The 23,964-nt window shown below is 39.5% G+C and carries 25 protein-coding genes, 5 tRNA genes and 2 pseudogenes; 6 read left to right on the top strand and 26 right to left on the bottom strand.

Annotated features, from left to right (window positions below):
• Position 1: 1 nt before the first annotated feature.
• The 6 genes and pseudogenes from comGB to tgt all read right to left on the bottom strand — a co-directional run.
• Positions 2–907 (bottom strand): annotated as a pseudogene (comGB, locus tag SORDD15_RS10600) (competence type IV pilus assembly protein ComGB); the annotation flags it as partial.
• A gap of 66 nt (positions 908–973) precedes the next feature.
• Positions 974–1,906 (bottom strand): annotated as a pseudogene (gene comGA, locus SORDD15_RS10595) (competence type IV pilus ATPase ComGA); the annotation flags it as partial.
• A gap of 63 nt (positions 1,907–1,969) precedes the next feature.
• Entirely contained in the window at positions 1,970–2,335 is a 366-nt protein-coding gene (locus SORDD15_RS09430) for a DUF1033 family protein (protein ID WP_061416674.1), read from the bottom strand.
• Between the two features lie 153 nt (positions 2,336–2,488).
• Positions 2,489–3,640: an N-acetylglucosamine-6-phosphate deacetylase gene (gene nagA / locus SORDD15_RS09425; RefSeq protein WP_061416671.1), complete on the bottom strand. Its 1,152-nt coding sequence runs from the start codon at positions 3,638–3,640 to the stop codon at positions 2,489–2,491.
• Between the two features lie 139 nt (positions 3,641–3,779).
• Complete coding sequence (locus SORDD15_RS09420) at positions 3,780–5,597, bottom strand: acyltransferase family protein (RefSeq protein ID WP_061416669.1); 1,818 nt, start codon at positions 5,595–5,597, stop codon at positions 3,780–3,782.
• A 133-nt stretch (positions 5,598–5,730) separates the two neighbouring features.
• Positions 5,731–6,873, bottom strand: a complete 1,143-nt coding sequence (tgt, locus tag SORDD15_RS09415; protein WP_061416667.1) for a tRNA guanosine(34) transglycosylase Tgt — start codon at positions 6,871–6,873, stop codon at positions 5,731–5,733.
• A 116-nt stretch (positions 6,874–6,989) separates the two neighbouring features.
• Between tgt and SORDD15_RS09410 the strand changes: the two genes are divergently transcribed.
• Positions 6,990–7,847 carry a DUF975 family protein gene (locus SORDD15_RS09410; protein WP_061416665.1) on the top strand — a complete coding sequence of 286 codons (858 nt, stop codon included), beginning with the start codon at positions 6,990–6,992 and terminating at the stop codon, positions 7,845–7,847.
• A gap of 180 nt (positions 7,848–8,027) precedes the next feature.
• On the opposite strand, the gene SORDD15_RS09405 is transcribed toward SORDD15_RS09410, so the two are convergent.
• From SORDD15_RS09405 to SORDD15_RS09355, 12 genes are all read right to left on the bottom strand, one after another.
• Positions 8,028–9,146, bottom strand: a complete 1,119-nt coding sequence (locus tag SORDD15_RS09405; RefSeq protein ID WP_061416664.1) for a LysM peptidoglycan-binding domain-containing protein — start codon at positions 9,144–9,146, stop codon at positions 8,028–8,030.
• A 168-nt stretch (positions 9,147–9,314) separates the two neighbouring features.
• On the bottom strand, positions 9,315–9,932 hold the full coding sequence (locus tag SORDD15_RS09400) for an HAD family hydrolase (RefSeq protein ID WP_061416662.1): 618 nt from the start codon (positions 9,930–9,932) through the stop codon (positions 9,315–9,317).
• A gap of 3 nt (positions 9,933–9,935) precedes the next feature.
• Positions 9,936–11,216 carry an MATE family efflux transporter gene (locus SORDD15_RS09395; protein ID WP_061416659.1) on the bottom strand — a complete coding sequence of 427 codons (1,281 nt, stop codon included), beginning with the start codon at positions 11,214–11,216 and terminating at the stop codon, positions 9,936–9,938.
• 60 nt (positions 11,217–11,276) lie between these two features.
• A complete protein-coding gene (thrC, locus tag SORDD15_RS09390; RefSeq protein ID WP_061416657.1) occupies positions 11,277–12,761 on the bottom strand; it encodes a threonine synthase in 1,485 nt (494 codons plus the stop codon).
• A 75-nt stretch (positions 12,762–12,836) separates the two neighbouring features.
• A complete protein-coding gene (locus tag SORDD15_RS09385) occupies positions 12,837–14,117 on the bottom strand; it encodes a glutamate-cysteine ligase family protein (RefSeq protein ID WP_061416656.1) in 1,281 nt (426 codons plus the stop codon).
• A 360-nt stretch (positions 14,118–14,477) separates the two neighbouring features.
• A complete protein-coding gene (locus SORDD15_RS10225) occupies positions 14,478–14,654 on the bottom strand; it encodes a hypothetical protein (protein ID WP_155718790.1) in 177 nt (58 codons plus the stop codon).
• Positions 14,651–15,277 (bottom strand): hypothetical protein, encoded by a 627-nt coding sequence (locus SORDD15_RS09380; protein ID WP_061416654.1) that lies wholly within the window; start codon positions 15,275–15,277, stop codon positions 14,651–14,653. The genes SORDD15_RS10225 and SORDD15_RS09380 overlap by 4 nt, the downstream gene beginning before the upstream one ends.
• Positions 15,274–15,882, bottom strand: a complete 609-nt coding sequence (locus SORDD15_RS09375) for a hypothetical protein (RefSeq protein WP_061416652.1) — start codon at positions 15,880–15,882, stop codon at positions 15,274–15,276. The genes SORDD15_RS09380 and SORDD15_RS09375 overlap by 4 nt, the downstream gene beginning before the upstream one ends.
• A gap of 10 nt (positions 15,883–15,892) precedes the next feature.
• Positions 15,893–17,467 (bottom strand): LXG domain-containing protein, encoded by a 1,575-nt coding sequence (locus SORDD15_RS09370; protein ID WP_061416650.1) that lies wholly within the window; start codon positions 17,465–17,467, stop codon positions 15,893–15,895.
• Positions 17,458–17,814, bottom strand: a complete 357-nt coding sequence (locus SORDD15_RS09365) for a hypothetical protein (RefSeq protein ID WP_061416648.1) — start codon at positions 17,812–17,814, stop codon at positions 17,458–17,460. Before SORDD15_RS09365 ends, SORDD15_RS09370 begins: the two co-directional genes overlap by 10 nt.
• Before the next feature lie 3 nt (positions 17,815–17,817).
• Complete coding sequence (locus SORDD15_RS09360; RefSeq protein ID WP_061416646.1) at positions 17,818–18,096, bottom strand: hypothetical protein; 279 nt, start codon at positions 18,094–18,096, stop codon at positions 17,818–17,820.
• Between the two features lie 132 nt (positions 18,097–18,228).
• Entirely contained in the window at positions 18,229–18,675 is a 447-nt protein-coding gene (locus SORDD15_RS09355) for a helix-turn-helix domain-containing protein (protein WP_061416644.1), read from the bottom strand.
• A 235-nt stretch (positions 18,676–18,910) separates the two neighbouring features.
• Between SORDD15_RS09355 and SORDD15_RS09350 the strand changes: the two genes are divergently transcribed.
• From SORDD15_RS09350 to SORDD15_RS09330, 5 genes are all read left to right on the top strand, one after another.
• Positions 18,911–19,372 (top strand): hypothetical protein, encoded by a 462-nt coding sequence (locus tag SORDD15_RS09350; protein ID WP_061416642.1) that lies wholly within the window; start codon positions 18,911–18,913, stop codon positions 19,370–19,372.
• A 206-nt stretch (positions 19,373–19,578) separates the two neighbouring features.
• Positions 19,579–20,619, top strand: a complete 1,041-nt coding sequence (locus tag SORDD15_RS09345; protein ID WP_061416640.1) for a replication initiation factor domain-containing protein — start codon at positions 19,579–19,581, stop codon at positions 20,617–20,619.
• Positions 20,620–20,621: 2 nt separating this feature from the next.
• Positions 20,622–21,008, top strand: a complete 387-nt coding sequence (locus SORDD15_RS09340; protein WP_061416638.1) for a hypothetical protein — start codon at positions 20,622–20,624, stop codon at positions 21,006–21,008.
• A 51-nt stretch (positions 21,009–21,059) separates the two neighbouring features.
• Entirely contained in the window at positions 21,060–21,254 is a 195-nt protein-coding gene (locus SORDD15_RS09335; RefSeq protein WP_006144810.1) for a DUF3173 domain-containing protein, read from the top strand.
• A 3-nt stretch (positions 21,255–21,257) separates the two neighbouring features.
• Entirely contained in the window at positions 21,258–22,391 is a 1,134-nt protein-coding gene (locus SORDD15_RS09330) for a tyrosine-type recombinase/integrase (RefSeq protein WP_061416637.1), read from the top strand.
• A gap of 75 nt (positions 22,392–22,466) precedes the next feature.
• Here the strand turns inward: SORDD15_RS09330 and SORDD15_RS09325 are convergent, their stop codons facing one another.
• The 8 genes from SORDD15_RS09325 to SORDD15_RS09290 form a co-directional block, all read right to left on the bottom strand.
• Entirely contained in the window at positions 22,467–22,718 is a 252-nt protein-coding gene (locus tag SORDD15_RS09325) for a hypothetical protein (RefSeq protein ID WP_061416634.1), read from the bottom strand.
• A 103-nt stretch (positions 22,719–22,821) separates the two neighbouring features.
• Entirely contained in the window at positions 22,822–23,127 is a 306-nt protein-coding gene (locus SORDD15_RS09320; protein WP_061416633.1) for a nucleotidyltransferase family protein, read from the bottom strand.
• 52 nt (positions 23,128–23,179) lie between these two features.
• Positions 23,180–23,326 carry a hypothetical protein gene (locus tag SORDD15_RS09315; RefSeq protein WP_196756229.1) on the bottom strand — a complete coding sequence of 49 codons (147 nt, stop codon included), beginning with the start codon at positions 23,324–23,326 and terminating at the stop codon, positions 23,180–23,182.
• Positions 23,327–23,525: 199 nt separating this feature from the next.
• Positions 23,526–23,609, bottom strand: a tRNA-Leu gene (locus SORDD15_RS09310).
• A 9-nt stretch (positions 23,610–23,618) separates the two neighbouring features.
• Positions 23,619–23,690 (bottom strand) — tRNA-Gln (locus tag SORDD15_RS09305).
• Between the two features lie 13 nt (positions 23,691–23,703).
• Positions 23,704–23,776, bottom strand: a tRNA-His gene (locus tag SORDD15_RS09300).
• Positions 23,777–23,790: 14 nt separating this feature from the next.
• Positions 23,791–23,861, bottom strand: a tRNA-Trp gene (locus SORDD15_RS09295).
• Positions 23,862–23,872: 11 nt separating this feature from the next.
• Positions 23,873–23,953 (bottom strand) — tRNA-Tyr (locus SORDD15_RS09290).
• Positions 23,954–23,964: the final 11 nt, after the last annotated feature.

Here is a 23,964-nt window from a genome sequence, read left to right as displayed (position 1 = left end):
TTTAAAAATTTACCTCCATATTTTGATACATGGGCATAAGCATTGCCGCATAAAGTAAAACGATAATCAGAGCCACAAAGATAAAAACCAGTGGCTGCACCAGATTCATAGTGCGATTGACTCGGGTAAAAAAGGCTTCCCAAGTTTTCTCAGCATAGATTTCCAACTCACTCCCCAGCTTGGACTTGACTTCCCCATACTCGATGATGAGACTCAACTCCTTTTTAAAGAAAGGATAGGTTCCTATAGTCTGAGAAAATTCCCGGCCATTTTGCAGGGCTTGAGCCAGATCTTGACCGATTTCTTTAAAGAGCTGGGAACCTTGTTCCTGCATGATCTGAAAAATCTGCGTCAGCTCCATTCCTTGCGAAATCATATTGCCCCATTCACGCGCATAATAGGCTGTCAGATAGGTCTGGACAAAGATTCCCAAAAAGGGAAGGCGTGCTAAGATAGAAAAGACCCGCATCTTAGAACTTCTTTTATAAAAAGTTAGTGCTAAAAGGACACCTACTGAAACAAACCCTACCATTCCCAGAAATATTTGTGGCAGATTGCCAATGATTTGGGTGGCGATATTGCTACTGTCCAGTTGGGGAAGTAGATAGTTTCTCAACCCCAGCATGATTAGCAGGAGAAATCCCAGCAAAATCAGGGGATAGGTCGCCACTTCGATTAATTTTTTCTTGACCTTGGCCAGATTGTCTAGATATTCTTCTATCTTTCCCAAACTCAGGTGGAGATTTCCATGAACTTCAGCTAGAGATAATTGGGTCACAATGGCACTTGAAAAGCCCAAACTGTCCATCATTTCTGAGAAGGATTTCCCCTGAGACAAACCTTGGTGCATCTGGGCCACATAGTCCTTTTCCAGCAAGGCACTTCTCCCTAAGAAAGAAATAATTTCCACCAAATGAAAGCCACTGGAAAAGAAATTGTTAAACAAGGTGATGATTTTCTTCTGCTTAGCTGTAGCTAATTTTTCCGTTTCAGCCTGAAGACTTGTGATATGTCCATCTTTAAGAAGCTGGTCAATCTGCGCATTCCAGCTGGTTGGCTGGTGTTCTTGATAGTCTTGGTTTGCAAAGTCAACGATTCCTCCTCCCCCGATTAATCTCTGGTAGCAGACGCCTTGCAGAACAACTGCTAGTTCCTCCTCCGTCACACCCAACTCCAGAAGGCGTTCATAAACTCCTCGGATACTCTTGGCATGAATGGTTGAAAAGACTGTTGCCCCTGTCAAACTAGCTCTGACCACTGCACGCGCTGTTTCGCTATCCCGAATTTCACCAATAATCAAGAGGTCCGGACGATGCCGGAGAGACAGTTTGATCAGATTTTCATAGGTCAAGCCAATCGCTTCATTCAACTGCAACTGGAGCATGTCTTCCTGCTTGATTTCTACTGGGTCTTCGATAGACATGACTTGTTGTCCCTTAAAGAGGGATTTGGCTAATTCGTGCATCAGAGTCGTCTTGCCACTTCCGACTGGACCTGCAAAGAGATAGAGCCCCCGTTGCCGGTACTGTTCACCCAGTTCGTTCATATCCTGAAACCAGAAATGCAGGTCCTGCTCCTCATCGTGCAACAAACGAATAACCAAACTCTCATGCCCCCGATAATCTCCCACGGTAGACAAACGCAGAGAAGACGCCTTCTCCCCATGCTGATAGTCGCAAGAGCCCAGCTGACTACGTCTCTTCTCTCCTACGTTCATACCCGCCACAAACTTGAAATGACTAATCACAGCAGCAAATACCTCAAAATCATAGGAGTCAACGAGACACCGCTCGTCTCCAACCCGCATGTGAAGCTCGTAGGACTTTTCCTTGGGGATAAAATAGATATCCTGAGCCTTCTTTTCTTTCGCAGTCGCAATAATTTTCTGTGCAATTTCTTGTACCATACCACCCTCCTTATCTAACTATTCGCAAAAAAATAAAAAAAGCAACTTAAAAAGTTACTTTTTTTATCTCCATTTCATACGGCAAGAACGGTGTTTTTCTTGACCTGTTTGTTTTTCGTAGCCTGGACGTAGCTTTTCATCGGGGATGACTTGCTCATCCTGTAAAAGTGCCAAAGAATGGTACTGCTGCAAATACTCATCGCACTCATCACACCAGCGTTGGTCAGCGGGATCCCAAAAAATAGTCATCAAATCACTCCGACTCTTATAAAGGGGATTTTGTTTTTCCAATTCAAACCAGCATGATTTATAATATTTCAGGGCATCATAGTACTTGTCAAAAGATTGACTCATGATAATATCTTTTTCCCAACCCTCTATGAACCACCACGGTTCAAAATCCCCGTACATTTCTATAACACGATACATTTTTACTACTTCCTTTGCATTGTATATTATAACCAATTTTTTTAAAACAAGGGAAGAATTTTGCTCACCTCCCCCATCAGGTAAGCTTCTTTAAACCTGCTTTTCCAGCCTAACAAAAATAGGAGTCCTTTATTGACCCCTATTTTTATCTTCTTAGGCTTGATAACGTTTCACACCATCTAGGTAGGTTGCTACCAATTCCAAATCTTTATCTAGTACGATAAAGTCAGCGTCGTAACCTTCACGGATTTGACCACAGACATCATCGATGTGAACAGATTTTGCTGGGTTGAGGCTGGCCATCATGACTGCTTCATGCGGATTCGCAATGCCCCATTCGACCACATTTTTCAAACCATCTTTGAGTTTGAGGATAGAACCTGCCAAATTGCCTGTCGATTTGAGGCGAGCAGTTCCATTGGCAACTACTACTGGGAATTCTCCCAACATGTAGTCTCCATCTTCCAAGCCACCAGCTGTCATACAGTCTGTGATAAGGGCGATATTTTCTGTTCCTTTTTGCTTGAGCAAAATATCACAGGCCTTTGGATCTACATGGTGACCGTCACAAATCAATTCTGCGTAAGTATGTGGCAATTCATACATGGCTCCCACCATACCGAGCTCACGGTGAGTCAAGCCACGCATTCCGTTGTAGGCATGTACCCAAACGCTCGCTCCAGCGTCGACTGCTTTTTTAGCTTCATCAAAAGTCGCATTTGAGTGTCCTAGAGCAACAGTCACTCCTTCGCCCGTAATCGTACGAACAAAGTCTTCTACACCTTCGCGTTCTGGCGCAAGGGCAATTTTATTGAGCAAGCCGTTGGCTGCTTTTTGCCAAGCACGAAACTCATCCATACGAGGGTCTTTCATATAGGCAGGGTTTTGAGCTCCCTTGTATTTCTCTGTGAAATAAGGCCCTTCAAAATAGATCCCACGAATCTTGGCTCCACTTGCTTCCTGGTAACGAGCACCGATATTTTCAGTTACCGCAAGCAACTGCTCGTAAGAGGAAGTCAAGGTCGTTGGCAAGAAGCTGGTAACACCCGTGCTAAGCAATCCTTCACTCATGGTATGAAGGGTTCCTTCGATGTTATTGTCCATGACATCCACACCACCAAATCCATGAATATGGGTATCCACAAGTCCTGGGGCAATGCTATAACCGGTATAGTCAATCACCTCAGCTCCTTCAGGAATCTGATCCACATGTTTGCCAAACTTGCCATCCACAAGTTCCAAGTAACCGCCACGACGAACTCCGTGTGGGTAGAAAAACTGATCCGCTTTAATATAGTTAGGCATAATGATAACCTCCTTGATAGATTGATGCTAGAATTATTATGTCAATTACATTATAAACCTTTCTTTTTCATTTGTAAATGGTATAGACCTATTTTTCGTGGATATTTTAAAAGAGCTGGATTTCTCCAACTCTTTGATCTTATTTTGATTTTACAGGCAGTTCTTGAGCAGCCTTAACAGCAGCTGCAATCGTCTCTGCGTAAAGTTTAGCACCTTCTTCAATCATGTTGCCATCATTGCCAAAGTGAACTTGGTCAGTTCCAGCCCAGATTTCAGGGTGCTCCTTAGCAACCTTATTCCAGTCAGCGATGCTCACATATGGATTCTTTTCAGCTAATTCTCTCGCATAAGCCGCATACTGTTCCACTGATGTGTAAGTGTCCTTGCTCTTGTCTCCCTCATAAGGTGTCACCAGTATCAGATGGTGTCCTTTCGGTAGGTTGTTCACGATACTGTCCAAATCATTCTTATAACCTTCAGGATTGTTGACCCCTGTTGCAATGACGACTGTTTTTAGCAGCGCCTTGTTCTGACTGTTATTGAGCATGATGTCATTGGCTTGCTTGGTCGTTCGACTAACCTGGGCATTGATATTCGCTTCAGGAAGTGCCTCTTGTAAGGCTGTATTGGCACGCAAGGCTACCGAATCTCCTATTAGGCTTGTCCCCTCAGAAATTCCTAGACGACTCAGTTCAGCTTGTTCAGCAAGAGTCTTTGTTTGTCCTATATTGGTCTGGGCTTGTTTGAAACCATTGACCATCAAGTCTGTCTCAAAAGCTCCAACTTGAGGAGCCACAGCTATGATAATCAAGGTAATCAAGGTAAGAATGCCAGCACCAGCAGCACTAATTGGTTTAATATGAGGCAATCGACTAATCTTCCGTATTAAAGGATTGGATTTACCGGCAATCAACGGCTCAATAATATAGAAGGATAGGATAGCAAAGAAATAAGAAAAGATGATTGTCAGAATAACAGCGGGTAGATTACTCATCAACTGAGAAAAGATAATATAAAAAGGCCAGTGGAAAAGATAAACCGCGTAGCTAGTATCCGCTAGAAATGTGATTATACGAGGTTCTTGTATCTCAGGCGTTTTCTCATGCAAGACACGCGCAGCAAGAATCATGGTCACGGCCGCTAAACTTGCTAGCAAGAAGCCAAATAAGTACGCAAACAGGTAAGTGAACTTGACAAAGAAAGTCAAGAGCACTAACACCAAAAGCCCCGCAGCAAACACCAGTAGATTCTGACGAAGATCCCACGTTCGATCAAACTGCTTGACTAAATCGCTCGTCTGACGAACCCCCACAACTGTCGCCAAAAAGCTTCCTAAAAAGAAGGGATAGACATGGGTCAAACTTGAAAAGTAGACAGATGAATAGGAACTCGCCATTAGACTACCAATAAACATGGAGAAAAAGCTAATGATGAAAGCCCCAGCAGAAAGAAGAAAGACCATCCCTCTCAATTGACTACTAGATTTTGAACGTTTCGATAAGAACCAAACCGCTAAGCCCCAAAGGATATAGTAGTGAACCTCAACAGCTAGACTCCAATTATGAACAAAGAGATGCGGAATGAACTGGGATTCGTAACTTCCCCCTGTTAACATTTCGTAGAAGTTGGTCATAAAACCGAGAACTCCAGCTATCTGGCCACCAATTCCAGCAACATAGTCTTGGCGAACCAAGAAAGTAAAAGGCATTGTCACCAAAACCATCAGCACCACAGGTGGTACGATGCGGTAAAATCGTCTCTTAAAAAAGCCCAGTAAATCAATCTGGCGTGCCTTCCCAAATTCTTCTAAAAGGAGGGAGGTGATCAAAAATCCTGAAAAAGTGAAAAAGACATCTACCCCAAAGAATCCTCCAGGAAAGATCGTTTGAAAGAAGTGGTACAAAAGCACCAAAAGTAAACCTGTAATCCTAATCAAGGAAAACCATTTAATACGCATACGAGTCTATTCTCCATTAAATTAGGAAGCAAAACACCACCTAATTTCCATTCCATTATACTCCCTATTCTATCAAAAAAATAGGAAAAATCCTAAGAGAAAACTTAGGATTTTGGCATTCTATTTTTACACTTTAGAAATTTCGCCCTGACTTGTTGTAACCATATTTTTCCACAAAATACTCACGAAATTCCAAGAGATTGTCATCCATGATGGCTTGACGTACTTGCTTCATCAGATTGAGCAAGAAATAGAGATTGTGATAGCTAGTCAAGCGGATACCAAAGGTTTCATCAGCCTTGAGCAGGTGGCGAAGGTAGGCGCGTGTATAGTTCTTACATGTGTAGCAGTCACACTCAGGATCCAGTGGCGTAAAGTCTTCAGCGAATTGGGCATTTTTGACAACCAAACGACCTTGGCTGGTCATACAAGTCCCGTTACGAGCGATACGAGTCGGCAAGACACAGTCAAACATATCCACACCACGAATGACCCCATCGATCAAGCTATCTGGCGCTCCCACACCCATCAAATAGCGAGGTTTGTTTTCTGGGAGAAGTTGGGTTGTGAAATCCAAGACTGCATTCATCTCTTCGTGGGTTTCCCCCACTGCCAAGCCCCCAATCGAATATCCTGGGAAATCCATGCTGACAAGATCGTGAGCTGACTGACGGCGAAGGTCGTCAAAGCCTGCCCCCTGCACAATTCCAAATAAGCCTTGGTCATGTGGACGACGATGAGCCTTCAAACCACGCTCAGCCCAACGGCTGGTACGCTCGATTGATTTCTTAACGTAATCGTAAGGTTGGTAAAACTGAGGACATTCATCAAAAGACATCATGATGTCTGAGCCTAGATTATTCTGAATAGAGATGGCTTTTTCTGGTGATAGGAACATCTTAGAACCATTGAGATGGTTTTTAAAGGTTACGCCTTCTTCGGTGATATTTCGGCTATCTGCTAGGGAATAAACTTGAAAACCCCCACTATCCGTCAAAATTGGCTGGTCCCAATTCATGAACTTGTGGAGACCGCCTGCGCGTGCGATGAGTTCATCTCCTGGACGGAGCCAGAGATGGTAGGTGTTGGACAAGATAATCCCTGAGCCCATTTCCTTTAACTCCTCAGGTGACTGAGTTTTGACAGTGGCTTGGGTCCCAACTGGCATAAACATAGGTGTAGGGAAGGTGCCGTGGGGGGTGATAATCTCTCCCAAACGAGCTCCTGTGTGTTTTTCTTTCTTAACCAAACGGTATTTGATTGGTGAATCTGACATTTTTTACCTCCGAAGCTGGGAAAAACAGTCCCAGTTCATACTTTGTGCCCAAGGGCATACTGTATGATTTTATCAAAAAAAGGAAGAACTGTCACGAACTATGGTATAATGAGAGAATGAAATACCCAAAAATTGATTTAAAAACCATTCGTCTGCAGACGAGGCAATTTCAGGCTGAAAACCCCCGCCTCTTTCTCGTCTATCTCTTACCTAGCATACTGGTCATCTTATCAGGCTTTCTCACCCCCTTGGCTCGTCTCCAGGAAAGTGTTTTAGAGCAATCCTTTTTCAGCATGCTGGCACAAGTGCTCCAAGCCTATCTCTTCCCACTAGTGGTTTCTTTTATAAGCGCAATTTTTCTAGCAGGTGCTGCCTTTGCGACACTTCGACTCCTCAAGGATCCTGATACAGAACTCTCAGTAAAATCAAGTCTAGCCCTCTTTGCTGAAGAGCGCTTCTCGCAAACCTTCCTAACCCTGCTCCTCAAACGTTTCTACCTCTTTTTATGGAGCATTCCAAACTTAGTAGGCGTTTATTTTCTCTTTTATAGCAATCTCTTAGCTCGGAGATTTGTCGCCCTACATCCTGAATTTCCAAAATTAGACCTCTCATCCGTTGAAACAGAGCAGTTCCTTATGACCTTTGGCCTCTACTTTTTCGCGAGTCTCATCTTGATGATTGTAGGGAACATCCTCTATGTTCCGCAACATTATGCCTACTCGCAGGTAGAATTCCTCCTCTGCGATACTCTGGATTTAGGACAGGCTAAATCCCGTCAAATCCTGAAAACCAGCCGTTTCTTGATGAAAGGTTACAAATTCCAGCGCTTTGTCCTCGACCTACAACTACTCCCTTGGTACTTCCTCAACTGGATCACCTTTGGAATTGCTAGTTTTTCAATCCTTCCCTACATCCAAAACAATCATATCTTCTTTTACAGTGCCCTACTAGCCCGTAAACGTCGAAATGGATAAGAGCATACAAAAACCAGCGTCCTGAACGACGCTGGTTTTCTTATTTCAAAAGTAACATACTCAGCAGAGTCAAAATAGTAGGCCCACCTTGCTTCAGAAGAATCTTCTTGTTTATCCTGAAGAAATGACACGCAAAAAAGAAGCGGGAACTTAATCAGTTCCCAACTTCCATTTTAATGATTAGTTCATTGAAACGTGAACGTGGTCATAGTGGTTTTCGGTTACGCTACCACGGTCTGGCATTGGATTCCAAGTGTAGGCTGGTCCATATTTACTATCATATGGAGCGTAGAAACGTTGTTTCCAGATGATGTAGTTGATACCACGGCTAGCCATATTTTGGACTGCATATTCCGCGATTTGATCACCAAGTGCTGAACTCACTGGAACCATAAAGTCGATGGCCAAACCTTTACCATGGTCCCCACTATCACCAGGACGGTAGCCACTAAAGGATGTGATGCCAAACAAGTTGGCTACTTCTTCTTTAAAGGCTGCCGTTTGTGGTTGAAGACCAGCATTCTCAGACTTAGCTACAGCAAGTCCTGCATAGTCAGGAGCCGCTGGAGCTGAATATGTTCTTGAAGGAGTTTGGCTTTGCTCTGCTTGATAAGTCGAAGTTGCAGTGTCAGAAGTTGCTGTTGATGCTGCTGTTTCTTCTGTTGCACTTGATCCTGTTGTATCAGCAGGCGTTTCAGTTGCTGGCGCAGCTGCTACTGGTGCTTCCGCTGGAGTCGTTTCAGCTGTTTCTTCAGCTACAGGTGTTTCTGTAGATGGTGTCTCTTCAGCAACTGTCGCTGTCTCAGAAACTTCTGAACTTGGCGCTACTTCTGCTGTTTTTTCAGTCTCTGTTGCAGTTGGAGCTTCCTCAATTGGTTGAGAAAGGTCTTCTACTTGAACTGTTTGTTCATCGACTGTCACTTGATTCGTCGTCAAATCAGCTGTTGCAGTCGTCACTTCTTCACTAGCATCTGATTGAGGAGCTTGGATTTCAACTTCCGTTACCTCTTCTGCTTCATTGACAGTTGTAGTGAGGACAGTATCTGGGAAAATCAAGTCCATATTGGTGATTTTGTTCAAATTAGCAAGAACCGTCACATCTACTCCCAAAGCTTCTGCAATCGTGCTCAGGGTATCACCATACTGAACTGTATAGCTGTTTTTGTTTTCGTTTTTCGTCACATCATTTTGGATTTGCTCAACGCTACGTGCAGTCCAAAGGACTTCTTCTGCTTGGGTTGCCAATACTGGGGCAAATGACAAGGCTACTGTTGAGGCAAAAATAATTCTTTTCTTCATTCGTTCATATTCCTTTCAAATGAGTACCTGTCTATCATAACACAAAAAAAGCAGAAAAAAAGCCCTCTCGGGCCTATTTAATAGAACTGTCTATTCCTTGTAACAAACTCGATTACTTGAAATAGTTTGTTAGGTCTCTGTCACAAAACTGACACAATCTTCTCGCTCCTAATCCTCAAAAACGCGAGTAATATCTGCTAGTGCTTGAATCCTATGATTCCCTTCATAAGTCGACTCTAAAAAGTTGATACTTTGAATTCCACTATTCTGAGCAAATTCCACATCCAAAGTTCGGTCTCCTATATAATAAGTCTTCTCAGGATCCAACTGATACTTGTCTAACAGATAGGTAGCCGCTTCCGGATTAGGCTTGCGCGCAAAGCCACTCTGACTGGTTAAAATCTCTGTAAAATAGGATTCCAACCCCAAATCTCTGAGAATGGTAAAAGCATTGTCTCCCTTATGAGTATAGACAAACTGCTGAATCCCTGCTTGGTCTGCCCAAGCTAGCACTTCAAGCGCACCTGGTATCAAAACTACCTGGGCATTTTTCTCAGACAGGCTCTGGGCACGCACCTGGTTGAGCACTTCCGCATCCAGTTTTCTCTCTTCTGCCACCTGCTCCAGCAAATCCTGCACAGAAAACTTGAGGATAAACTCTCTCACTTTCTCCTTATTATAAGGAATAGAAAACTGAGCAAAGGTCTCCTCAATCCCTGACAAAATCGCTTCGTAAGAGTCCAATAAAGTCCCGTCTAAATCCCAAATGAAAGCTGTTTTTTGCATTTTCTATCCTTTCAAGCTCATATAACGCTGGTAACGGTAACGTAGAAATAACCAGCGAAAACCATTATCCAAAAGTGTCCCTGCCCAAATACCAGGCAAGCCCCAACCAAGAACAAGCCCCATCAGATATCCTGTCCCAATGCGGATACACCACATCCCAATACTTGTCGCATAAAAGGGAAGGCGAGCATTTCCCAATCCCTGCCAAACTGCAGTATAGATGACTGTTCCTATCGTCATAGGAGTTCCAAGTAGTGAAAAAAATGTCACTAGAACACTAGCCTCAACAGCTAGAGAATCCGTCGTATAGAGATGAGTAAGTGGCACCCCCAAGGCATAGATACTGAAAGTTAAGGGCAGCATGAGAAGCAGAGAAAGCCAAAAGGTTTGCTTGCTCAAACTATCTACTCTTTTACAATCATCCTCTCCAACCGCTCGAGCCACCTGCATGACTGTTGCCGTAGCCACACCAAAGGCAGGCATATAGTTAAACTGGGTCAAAACTTCTCCGACTGCATTCCCTGCTACTGCCTCCGTCCCAAAAGAGACGACCAAGGCAATGATAACTACATCTCCAGCCCGCATCATGAGACGTTCTCCTGCTGCTGGTAAAGCCAAAGTCAATAGTTCCTTATCTAAACCAAAAGTCGGTTTCTCAAAAGGTAGCTTTAATTGCGACCACAAAATCACAAGACCGACTAAGCGAGACAAGATGGTCCCCCAAGCAACACCAGCTATGCCCATATCAAGGACAAAAATAGCAAGACTTGAAAAAAGAATATTCAAGACATTGGATAAAAGACTAACATAGAGGGGGAGACGCGGATTATGTGTTGCACGAATCAAGGCACCCAGACTGGTCATCAAACCCAAGAGAACAATCGATCCACCCACCAAAGATAGGTAGAGCCCACCACTCTCAGCCACCTCCTGCTCAGTTCCCAAAAGTCCTATCATCTCTTGCCCAGCAAAGATGGATAAAGCGCCTAAAAGTGCACTCAGCAATAGGGTTATCTTGAGAGCCTCTGTCACGTGATAAGCCAACTTGGACTGATCTTTCTGCCCTATATTTTTTGAAATAACACTGGAAATAGCAGCTCCTAGAGCGATAAAAATCGCCTGGTAAATGGTGATAATATTGCCAGCAACTGAAACACCTGAAATAGCTATCAGTCCCAAGTGAGCGACCAGGTAACTGTCCACCATTCCCATGAGCATCTGCAAAAAGTTTTCACCCATAGCTGGCAATGCAATGTTAAGAATGTCTTTATTTTTCTTAAACAATCTCTCCTCCTGATGAAAAGAAACTCAGTTGGTTTCCCAACCGAGTTTACGCCCTCTGTCTTAAAGTCCTAGATAAGCCTCAACCGCTGCTTGCATGTCAGCAGCTGCTACTGTTGTTTTATGACGAACTGGAGCTGTTTCAAGGCCATCAACCGCTGGTGGCACTGCCACTCCTGAAATGTCATGTAATTGAGCCAAGGCTTCAAAGTCAGTTAAGCCTGCTTTTCCTGTTACAGCTTCTACGGCAACCACTGGGAATTTGTAGGGACTAGCTGTTGAAGCAATCACTGTCTTAGTCGCATCCCCAGTAGCCGCTTTGTATTTTCTATAAACTGCTGAGGCAACCGCCGTATGTGGATCCTCGATATAGGTATCTGTTTGATAAACACGTTTAATTTCTGCCACAGTTTCTTCCTCAGTCGCATATTCAGCTGCAAAGAGTTCCAAAATCGCTGCATCAAAGTCTGTCAATTCATATTGTCCTTGTGTACTCAAGGCATTCATGAGTTCAGCTGTCTTAACCGCATCATTCCCCAAAAGATGGAAAATCAAACGCTCCAAGTTTGAAGATACTAAGATATCCATAGATGGGCTAGTCGTTACCTTAAACTCACGTTTCTTGTCGTAAACACGTGTTTTAAAGAAGTCAGTTAAAACATTATTGTCATTTGAAGCACAGATCAATTTACCAACTGGAAGACCGATTTGTTTAGCATAAAAAGCAGCCAAAATATTTCCAAAGTTTCCTGTTGGTACTGTGAAGTTGACCTTTTCACCAGCCACAATCTCACCAGACTTGATCAACTGAGCGTAGGCATAAACATAATAAACAATTTGTGGTACCAAACGACCAATGTTCATAGAGTTAGCCGATGAAAATTGCAACTTGTTCGCTGCCAATTTTTCACGAAGAGCTACATCGTTGAACATGTGCTTCACATTTGTTTGCGCATCATCAAAGTTTCCATCAATGGCGATAACATGAGTATTGTCGCCAGTCTGAGTGGTCATTTGCAACTCTTGGACCTTGCTGACACCGTCCTTTGGATAAAAGACGATAATCTCAGTACCGGGTACATCTGCAAATCCAGCCATAGCAGCTTTCCCAGTATCACCAGATGTGGCTGTCAAAATGACGATTTTGTTCTCCAAGCCATGTTTCTTAGCAGCAGTCGTCATAAAGTATGGCAAAATAGACAAGGCCATATCCTTAAAGGCAATTGTTGAACCATGGAACAGTTCCAAATTGTATTGGCCGTCCAGTTTCACCAATGGCGCAATAGCTGGAGTATCAAACTTGCTATCGTAGGCATTGTTGATACAGTAGTCCAACTCCTCAGCTGTAAAGTCATCTAAAAAGGCTGATAAAACTAATTTAGCCACTTCTTGGTAAGAAGCATCTTTTAATGTTTCAAAGTCCAAATCAACCTTTGGATAAGTAAGTGGTGTAAACAGACCACCATCCGTCGCCAAACCTTGCAAAATAGCCTGGCTGGCAGTTACTGTATTATTGGCATCACGCGTTGATTGATAAACTAATGTCATGAATCTCTATCCTTTATCTATAGTCTCTTCCATTATATCATGATTTTTCAGAAAATTCTCCCTTTATAAGAGAAATTATAATCCCAATTCTTTCTTCAAAGGCTCTAAATAAACCATTTCTTGCTTATCTCTTTTCTCCAGTCCTTCCTCAGCTAGGGTGAGTAAATCTTTAGAAAACTCTATAATCGCAGTTTCTTCCTGATCTGTAAGCTTTTTCTTAGAAAATTGTCGCCTTAAAAGCTTATAATCACGACCAGCTGTGGTAAAAAATGGAGCAGTTCGCAAGTAAGCTTCAAGCTTGTCTAAATGAACCAACAAGCCCAAATGAAAGGCTGTAGAAGCAAAAGTCCTATCAAGTGGCTGAGTACAAACACTACGAAACTCAACTGTTCCTCGAGTCGTTAAGTCTTGGTACTGATAACTACGATGAGTTTCAAAATCTTTCTCTTGAGGGTAAATAATAACCCCATCCCCATTTAGAGCAAATGCCTGGATTTCAGGTCTAGCCAAATAGTCCCTAGCCTGAATCGGATAAAAATAATAAGTCTGCTCGTCACGTTCCGCAGTAAAAATTGCAGAATGATCTAGATAATCAAAAAAATCCTCCTCATCATCAAAAAGTCTAGCATTAACCCCAACATTCTCTGAATAAATGCCATGCATAGACTCTTCCCAGAAAATATCCCTTGAAATTTTCGTATCCCAATCCTCACCTGAAAACTCAGAGTTTGCAAATAAATAAGCCTTAGCCGCTTCAATTTGAGTAAAAGCATTAATCACCCGTAAGTAGTTGGATTTTGAAACATCCAGTTGAACCTGACTACCACAGATAAAAGCACCATATTCAGGGAAATGATGTAAATCCGACTTATTAGTGATATTTCTACTCAAATTCAAATAATCCATCAACATCCGATAACGTGGATAAGCCACTGGACAATTCTCATTTTTATCCCAGTTGGGATGAATGCCACAGCCAACAATAGCATGATTAGCTTCACCCAACTTAGTCTGAATCGTAGCCATATAGAAATTAAAGCGTTCTTCTACCTCTCGGATAGATTCGGCCTTTCCGAATGCAAACTCAATCGTCGTATAAGCAACCTCAAACAAGATCGTATCTTGGCTGACTGGGTCAAGCAACTGAATTGGATTCCCAAAATCATCCACTTTCTCGATAGTAAATCCCAGTACTGATGGTAAATACCGAAAGAGAGCCTTAACAACTTCACCATTTGTAGCCTTACCCTCTAAATTTACAATAGGAAATTCTAACTCAATCCCAATAAATAAATCTGGGTTCTCTTTTATATTCTTTAAGTAACGTTTCTTTAGTAATTCAACAGACCGAGACATTAATCACCAAACTCTTTCATAATCAAAATAAATTGTGAATAAGTAATATTATACCAAAAATACACTAAAAATGATTAGAATAAGAAGAAAAAGATCATTCATCAGTTATCTGTACTTAAAGAAAAAATATCAAAATCTTCACTAAATCAAAAAAACAAGGCTCGAAAACCTTGTCGTTATTACTATACCGGCGGCCGGGGTCGAACCGGCACGTCCTTGCGGACACTGGATTTTGAGTTCAATTCCTACATTTTTTGAAACTTACAACCTTAATTTAACAATGTTTTAGGACTTTTAAATTTTATAAAACAGATTCTTTTTTCAAATTTCAGTAACTTTTAGGTAACAATTTTCCCCTTCTTACCATTTAGGATTCATAATTGATAAATTTACAGAAAAATCATCTTGTAATGCATCATTATTCCCAACATTTGAGTAAGAAACTTGCTCATCCTCTGGAAACCACATTTTACCAGCTAGTTCCAAATAACCATAAGGTACTCTTTTTGTATAATCGCCTTTTAAGTATAATTTCATTCTTCCTCGTCGTCATAAACTGGCTCGCCATGGATTTTGATGTATTCTTCATTCCTGCGGTCGTCTTCTTCCCAAACTGGGTCTCTTACATCGTCCATAAACGGAATTTCTTCCAAACTCAGATCATTAGCTTCTTCATAACTCATCGAAAGAATATCTTCATGTCGGTTTTTAAATTCTTCCACACTTAACCAGCTTTTCTTATCATCTTCACTAATCTGACCATCAATAGCAGTCGCAATTTCAATGGCCATAATATACATAGCTCGTTTATCAACAGTGAGAAGATCAAGGTGGGTAGAAGCTAAACGTAGACAGTCTCCTTTTTCTCGATAGTCTGTTGCTGGATTATCTTCAAAATCTAATTCAAGGTTTTCATATATATGACTTCCAAATTCGTTGGTAATCCCTTCTTTCAACCGAACATTATTCCATCTATTATCATGCATCCACTTATTCAATTTCAAGTGAATAGTTGGGTCTGTTTTAAATGGGCGAGTATTTCCAAAATGAGAAAAATCTACTCGCTTACCATCTTTAGTATCAAACCACATTCTCTTCGCTAGTTCTAAATAATCAAACGGAATTTCTTTGGTGTAATCACCTTTGATATATAGTCTCATAAATCTGAGATATCGCCTCCATGTGCTAGTATATATTCTTTTCGACGAGCAGCTTCTTCCTCCCAAAGAGGGTCGTCTACAACATCCATCGTTTGAATTTCTGTCAAACTTAGTTCATTTGCTTCTTCAAAAGTTAGAGATAGAATATCTCCATGTTTTCTTTTAAACTCCTCAATTGTCAACCAGCTAGCCTTATCATCTTCGCTAATTTGCCCGTCAATGACCGTCGCAATTTCCATCGCCATAATATACATAGCTCGTTTATCAACTGTCAAAACTTCTAGATGGGTAGTTAAAATACGAAGATAGTCCCCCTTTTCATTATAATCTGTAGCAAATGCGTCTTCAAACTCTATCTCAATACATTCCTCAATATGTGAAAAGAGGCTTCGTACCCCTTCCTTTAGGGGGACACTAGACCATCGCTTATCTGCAGTACTTTTCCTCAAGGATAAATTTACAGAAAAATCCTCTTGTAGTTGCTCATTGTCTCCAGCATTTGAGTACGATACTTGCTTTTCTTCTGGAAACCACATTTTACCAGCAAGCTCTAGATAACCATAAGGTACTCTTTTTGTATAATCGCCTTTTAAGTATAATTTCATTGTTCACTCCTTATTGCATCAACCAGTTAAATGCTTTCCACATATTTTTGATAATTTCCTCTTTTGCACCTTGACCAAGTCCTTTTAGTTCAGACTGTTTATTTACCCATTCTACAATATCCTTTCTGCTTGAAACAGTTGAAGCTTCGATATCTATGTTGAGGTCATAACCTGACTTTCCACTCCCTGACTGAACTTGGATTTTCCCACTATTTGGCTCGGCATCAACTCGAATGTTATCAAGCTTTTTACCTTTAACTCGTCCAGAAACTTTTTTTCCAAAAGTCTTACTCGTCGGTTTATTGGCCTGCCAGCTATCGTAGTTGCTAGAATAATTAACCTGAATTTCGCCATTTTGTAAGGCCGTCTTTGTGATAGCTGATAAGCTAGTTACTGCTCCACTAGCTATCAGTACATTCCCATATTGTACCCCTGTTACGGATACTGCCGTACCAGCTACGAGACTTCCTCCCATTGTTGGCGGACCAGCCATGATACTCAAGACTTCGAGAGCACCACTCGCAAAGTAAACTCCTAAACCAGAGAATATTTGAGCTACTCCACTCCAAAATTCAGCTGAATTTGCCTCAAAGTTTTTCGCCTTCAGTTCTTCAAACTCTTTATTAACCAAATGAGTATAATCGGCATCATATTTTCCATTTTTTGATACAACATAGCCTTGTTCAAATGGAAAAATGTCAATGATATTTCCTGTTTCATCAATCTTAAGAGTGTGATTATAGTCGTCAATTATCTTATCCCACTCGGACTTGTCGTGACCTTTTAAGCGCTTCTTTAATTCGGCACGATAGTAGGCATCACCATCTTCCGATAGCATCATATCCCTAGAAGCTTTATTGATGGCACGAGTTTCTGAGTCTTGATAATCTCTTTTGGCATGCGAAACAATCTTCACATCCTTCATCTTCTGCACCCAGCTCATGTCCACACCGTCCGCAGAGTAGTTACCATCGCTATCGACAATGATTTCACTTAGTTGCGTAGCTCCTTGAATCGCTAAGCTAAGGACTTCTAGACTATCGTTGAAATACTGGGAAACCTGTGAGACAAAGAATTCTAGTTTTTCAATCTTGTCCTCCAAATCCTGAATACCTGACTCGATTTGAGACTTGGTATTGTAGAGGATGGTCTTCTCAGAGAAAGTTTTCCCCCAATTAAATGTAAAGATATCTTTGATTTCGTTTAGCCAGTTTTCCCTCGCTTGAATCTGAGCTTCTACGATAGCTAACTGCTCTTCCCTCAATTTTTTCAGTTCCTTGAGTTGGTCTAGGTCCAAATCACCATACTCTGAGACTTGGGCATCCGCATTTTTGTATGATGTCAACTCTAGTTGGATATCGTCTATCGCTGCTTGTAACTTCTTGATGCTGGGGATGATAATCTCTGTAAAGAGACCTTTACCAGCTGTGTAAGCTGCTCCTGTCAGCTCACCTGAGTCTAAGGAGGAAATCAGGTGGTCACATCCACTAGATAAGCGGTCTGTGACTTCATTTGCGACTCGGAGGTTGTTAGTCATGGCCTGAATCAATTCTTGGGATTCTTGTGCGCTGTATTTTACTCCCATGGTAGCCGATTCCTTTCCGCTATCAGTTCTTCTCTGGCTTCATCGAAAGACCGACGAGCCTTCTTCGTTTGTTTTTCCAATTCATCCAGCTCCTCTTCTACATAAGAGTTGGTCTGTCGTTGAATGGTTCTATTATCACTTTCGATTTGCTCTATCACTTGACGAGAACTGGGTGAGAGAGACAATAGAGTTGCCATACGATGGTGAATGCTTTGAATATCCGAGTAAAAGTTAGTCAACTGCTGTTCATACTGCTTTTTAGTTGCTCGGAGTCTGTCTCCCTTATCTTCTATCTTGACAATTTCTCGCCAAAGTTTGTAGCGCTTTTCTTCATTTCTATCTGCCATTCCTTAGTGACTCCATCTCTTAGCTTGCTCTATATCACGTTTTTCAATCCTATGAGCAATTTCTGGAAACTTATTTGCTTGGGTCAAAACAGCCGAGCTGAAATCACTGACTGCCTGAAGCATTTGATTGCAGGCCTGACGTCCCACTTCCATCCCAGCGATTTCAGAAGTATACGAAAATTCTACTTGCTGATTAACTTTCTCAGATACATCGATACCAGTTAACTCACTAATGGCTGATTGAGCTTCTATTGTATTAGATTTAATTTTTTCTGACGCCATGTTATCACTCTCTTCTACTATTATAAATTCTACATTGTTCTTAATTTTGTTAAAACATAATTAAAATCATGAATAATAGAAAATTCCTAACCTTCTATCTAGGTTAAGAAATTTATTTTATTTATCAAACTTTTAATCAGTATTAAAATAGTCAAAGACCTCTTTGAAAAGTGTGTTCATTATTTCTTGTTCTTCTTCATCCAAATGATTTTTAGTTACCAAGTCATCTCTCAACTTGAATAAACCAACCATATCATTTTTAGATATTACTTCAAATAGAATCGCAAATTTGAAACTATCTCTTCCTTCCTTGTCCCAATTTTTAATATCACTCACATCATAGTCATCCAAAAATCTAACTAATATAGCTTTAGAATATACTGTTTGACCTAATAATTCATCAGTAGTTGTCCCAAAAACTTGAGCAAGTTTTACAACATTTCCTAGTTTTGGCTCTGTCTTTCCATTCTCCCAATCGCTATACGTATTTCTCTTTATTCCTAATATCTCTGCTAATTCTTGTTGTTTTAGCCCTTTATTCTTTCTTAATCTCTTTATATTATCTCCAAAAATGCTCATATTTTCTCCTAATTAATTTAAAATGTCGAAAATAGCGACATTTTTCTTGACAATCTCTAAAATCGGGTGTATTATAATTATGTCGGATAAATCGACATTTCTAAAAAATAAAAATTTAAACGGAGGTAACCGCCTATGATTGTATTAAAAAGTCTTTGATAATCACGACAAAATCAAAGACTAAATAAAATTTCTATAATACCATTATACCACACTTTCGTTAGAACGGGGGAATATGGATATAAATAAACTTGTTTCCTTGGTTGACGGTTTAAACTCTGTCAGTACTGCTAAAAAATGGATAACCTTGATAAAGGAAATTAGTGGTCATGAGTTTAAAAAAGTTCAAGCAAGGAATAGTAGGCAGTTTGTGAGTTTGTATAATTTCACTGATAATGATGTTGAGGATTTCAGAACAATTGCTTATTTGAAAAACGAGATGCCATTAAAAGATGCTATAAGGGCAACTTATGGAGATATTCATAAACATAAGGAATACACCCTTACTCAGCAACTCGAAACCCTTAAAGAAGATTTTATTACCTTGAATGATAATTTTAAGAATTTGTATTCTAGTAATAAAAAACTGCAAATAAAATTTCAACGATTGGAAAAAGAGCAAGAAGAAATTCTCTCAACACTTGAATTACTTCCATTTGGTGCTTGGGAAAAAGCTCGTAGGAAGTTCGGCAAGTAGGTTTGTTACGGTCAGCGAGTATGTTACCGCAGACCGTAACAAATCGTAAGCGCAGACGAACAACAAAGAGCTTTTTCTAGGTTGGTGAGGGTGTGTAGTAACACCACCCTCTGCAAGTCAGGTGCATAACCGATAGAATGCAGTATTATCAAGGGGTTCCACGATTTTCAAGGTAGTGAAATTAGGCAAAAACTTGATTCAAATTTATGGCAAAAAACGAGAATTTACGTTCTGTTTTTGACTGGATTCAAATCCAGTTCAATACATTCGACTTTTCACTAGAAGAAATAGTTGAAGATATCTTATTTCTTGATACAGAGCTATTTATAATAGATAAAGGCAGTCTTAAATACTATGAATATGACTCTCAGATAAACTATGGTAATATCCGTATCTACTATGGTGATGAAGAAAATTCTTTCATGCTTGTCATGTCAGGACAAGCTTTAGAATTCTATCGAAATATGGTTTTAACCCCAAAAGGACTTTCTGAACGACACTTCTTGGATAATCTATATTCCAATTATAAGTCATTTTCAGTCAGAAGAATTGATATCGCAATAGACGATTTTAATGAAGTCCCTTACTTCACTCCAAATCAGCTTGCTAAACTTTGTAAGAAAAATCGATTCCTATATGGTAAGAGCAACTTCTACACTACATACGGAGATGAGAAAACAGGGCAGACCTTATATTTAAGAAGGGCTTCTGATGATGAACGGCTTAGAATTTATGATAAACGCTTAGAACGAGCTTCAAAGCTCGGTGTTAGCAAGAGATTTATCAAAAATTGGATAAGAACGGAGTTAGAACTACGTAAAGAGAAAGCCCACTACTTCATTCAAGAATGGCTAAAATCAGAAATAGATATTCTAAACTTCACAAAAGGATATTTAAAGGATAAAGTGAAGTTCTATACTGATAGTCTCTTTACAAAACCACTAAGGTCTTGGGAAAAATTTTTAGGTTCATCAAAGCCGGTGACTATTACTGTATCAAAAACAAAAACAGAATTAGAAAAAAAGTTAGAATGGTTTGTCTTTAAAGGTTCTGGAGCCATTCTAAGAGCATATAAGATTCTCTATGAAAATGGACTACTATTTGAACTAGAGAAAGAGAACTTTGAAAAGTTAGAAACTTTGGAGTTTCCTCCGGAGTTAGCAAGTCAACTCATAGAAAGAGCAATATCCTTCAAAAGAGAAGACTTAATACCAAAAATTAAAGAGAATATAAAAAGGAGAAATTAACTATGGCAAAAATGCTTTCACAAAATGACTGGGATTTTAATAACATTGGAACTAAATTTGAATTGGATGAGGTGCTTCCAAAATTTGAAACTGAAATCAGAGCCGATGAAAATGGCGAGATTATCAAAAATAGTGATGGAAGTGAAAGACGATTTAACACTCAAAATATCATTGGTTGGAAATATAATATCACTATCAAAGATGGACCATTTAAAAAGAAATCAACACAAGTATCTGTTGACAACCCTGAACCATTAGTTGATAATGATTATATTCAAGCAATGGACGAAGTCCCAGTTACATTTGAAAACCTTCGAGCTTCAATGATTAGTAAAACGATGTATTATAAGGCTGATGCTATTCACTTAGTAGACAAGAAACAAAAATAACTACTGAATCAAGGGGAGTTAGTCGCTCCCCTTAGTTTACAAGGAGAACCAATGATTAAAACAGTAACAAAAGATGATTTAATTGAACTTGGATTTAGTCCTGGTACTGCTAGAAAAATTATACATACTGGGAAAGTGCTATTAGTCAATCGTGGCTTTGCTATCTATAACAATAAACGAATAGGAACAATTCCCGCAACCATAGCTGAAGAATTACTAGGAATAGAATTACAGAAAGAAGCATAGTAAATGGCCGTTCGTAAAAGCAAAAATGGTACATGGATTGCTGATGTTTCTAGTGGAACGAACCCTATAACACTACTACAACGACGAATTGTTAGAAAAGGATTCAAAACAAAAAAAGAGGCTTTGGAAGCCGAGCGATACTTGAGAAGTGTTGAACTAAAAGAGAAAAGCTTTAGCACCAAAATAACAATAGATATGCTTTATCAATTGTTAAAAGAAGAGGATGAAATAAACAATAGAAAAAAGAGCTATATTGATACTCAAGAAAACAATTATAATAAACATATCAAAGACTATTTTTCAAAAGTCGATAATATAGATAAACTAACTTATGAAGATATCTATCAATTTAGGGAACATTTACGAGAAAAGAATACTAGAAATTCTGAGAAAAAATTGAGTCCAAATACTATTAATAAAATCATAGTTCTATTAAAGAAAATACTAGATGTTGGATTAAGAAAAGGATATTACAAGGAACATCCAGTAGGTTTATTAAAAAAATTACCGATAGAAAAAAGAAAAATGCAATTTTGGACAGTTAAAGAATTTAAACATTTTCTTTCTCTATTCAAGGATGATGAATACAATCTTGAATTACTATTTACAGTACTTTTCTTTACTGGCTTACGACTTGGAGAAGCACTCGCTCTTACTTGGAAAGATATAGAATTTTCGACAAGTACAATACATGTTAGTAAGTCAATGTACGTGAATAAAGGTGAAGAACACATTAGTTCTACAAAGACAAAATCCGGTACTAGAAGAATCATCATAAATAAAAAACTTATAGAAACACTAGAAGAATGGAAAAAAGAACAGACAGAAAGACTAAGAGAATTTTCGACTGATACAGAAAAACTTCAAGTCTTTCAGGATAGTCCAATCACTCTAACAAAAAATTCTATTGAGAAACAATATAAAAAGATTTTAGCTAGAGATAGTTCTTTAAAGAAAATAAGGATTCATGATTTTAGACATTCCCACGCTTCTCTTTTAATAAACCAAGGCGAAGACTACTTAATTGTAAAAGAAAGACTAGGACACGCTTCTATAACTACAACAATTGATACTTACTCTCACTTATACCCAAGTAAACAAAAAGATTTAGCAGATAAACTAGATAATCTATTATAAAAAGAACAGCCAAAACAAGTGCTGTTCTTTTTCTTATTAAAAATATTAAAAACTCAGTTCTACAAAAAAGGATACTTAGGCATGTAATATCCCCACGTAGTCCTTCCACGTTTCAAGGTAGTTATCACGATTTAATTCAATTTGTCTTTGTGCAAATCGTATATCATAGTCTGCTAAATCCAAATTTTCTATAACTTCACCTGTAAGAATACTAAACGTTCCAATCAATTCTTCATCATCATACATCCGCAGAATAGGAATGTTAGGATTTTTACAAATATCATCTTTGGATATTTCTAAATTTGTAACACCAAACTCTTTAATCATGGTTCCTTCTCCTTTCACTTTCTATAATTGCCTTTTGAGTGAATTCAATCAAATATTTAAAATAATTTTAGTTGTTCATTAAATAAATAACAATTTAAAAAATCTATTTATGGTACAAAAGAACTCTATCATGTAAAAAATTCTTTTTTACCAATGTTCCTATATTGGTTCTAGGGTTAAGTAAATCATTAACTAACAGAATATCTACATCACAATTAAAAACTCTAGAAAGAATCCCATAAACATCCATATATTGTGATTCATCTTCAATTTCTAAAGCAATATCTATATCACTATTTTCATCCTCTTCTCCTCTTGCATAGGAGCCAAACAAATAGACTTTTGATACGTTATACTGTTTAGCAATAGGATTAATCTTAGCCTTAATTTCATCTATTGTATAAACCACGAGAACCTCTTAATTACCGATAAAAAATACTTCTAACATCGAAAAATAAAAATTATTCATTATCAAAAAATTCCAGTACATCTTCCTTATTACTAAAATCAAGTTTAACAAGTTCTGACTTTTCTTTCACTAGAGATTTAATATCTCTTTTTGCTTGTTCGACTTCGAGCTTTGAATAGTTTTCTTGATTGTTTAACATGAAATCTCTCCTAGAATGGTATATATATATATATTGTATATTTTTACACAAAACGAATCAAGTTTAATTCAAAATATGTTAAATAATTTCTTCTAAATTTTGCAAAAAAATTCTTTTAAGTAATTTTAAGTAACTCTGAAAGAAAAAATTGGAAGAAAAAATAAAAAGACAAGGCTCGAAAACCTTGTCGTTATTACTATACCGGCGGCCGGGGTCGAACCGGCACGTCCTTGCGGACACTGGATTTTGAGTCCAGCGCGTCTGCCAATTCCGCCACGCCGGCAAATAGTAACTGGGGTAGCTGGATTCGAACCAACGCATGAGGGAGTCAAAGTCCCTTGCCTTACCGCTTGGCTATACCCCAATAATATAAAATAGGCGAGTGATGGGGATCGAACCCACGCATGCCAGAGCCACAATCTGGTGTGTTAACCACTTCACCACACCCGCCATAATCATATTAACACGGGCAGTAGGAATTGAACCCACACTGAAGGTTTTGGAGACCTTAGTTCTACCTTTAAACTATGCCCGTAACTAAAGTAATGGAAGGGGAGGGATTCGAACCCCCGAACCCGAAGGAGCGGATTTACAGTCCGCCGCGTTTAGCCTCTTCGCTACCCTTCCAAGTTATAAAT

Source organism: Streptococcus oralis (assembly GCF_001578935.1).
In the GTDB taxonomy this organism is placed as follows: Bacteria; Bacillota; Bacilli; order Lactobacillales; family Streptococcaceae; genus Streptococcus; species Streptococcus oralis_R.
Note: the sequence above shows the minus strand (reverse complement) of the source record. Positions and strands in the feature narration are given on the sequence as shown.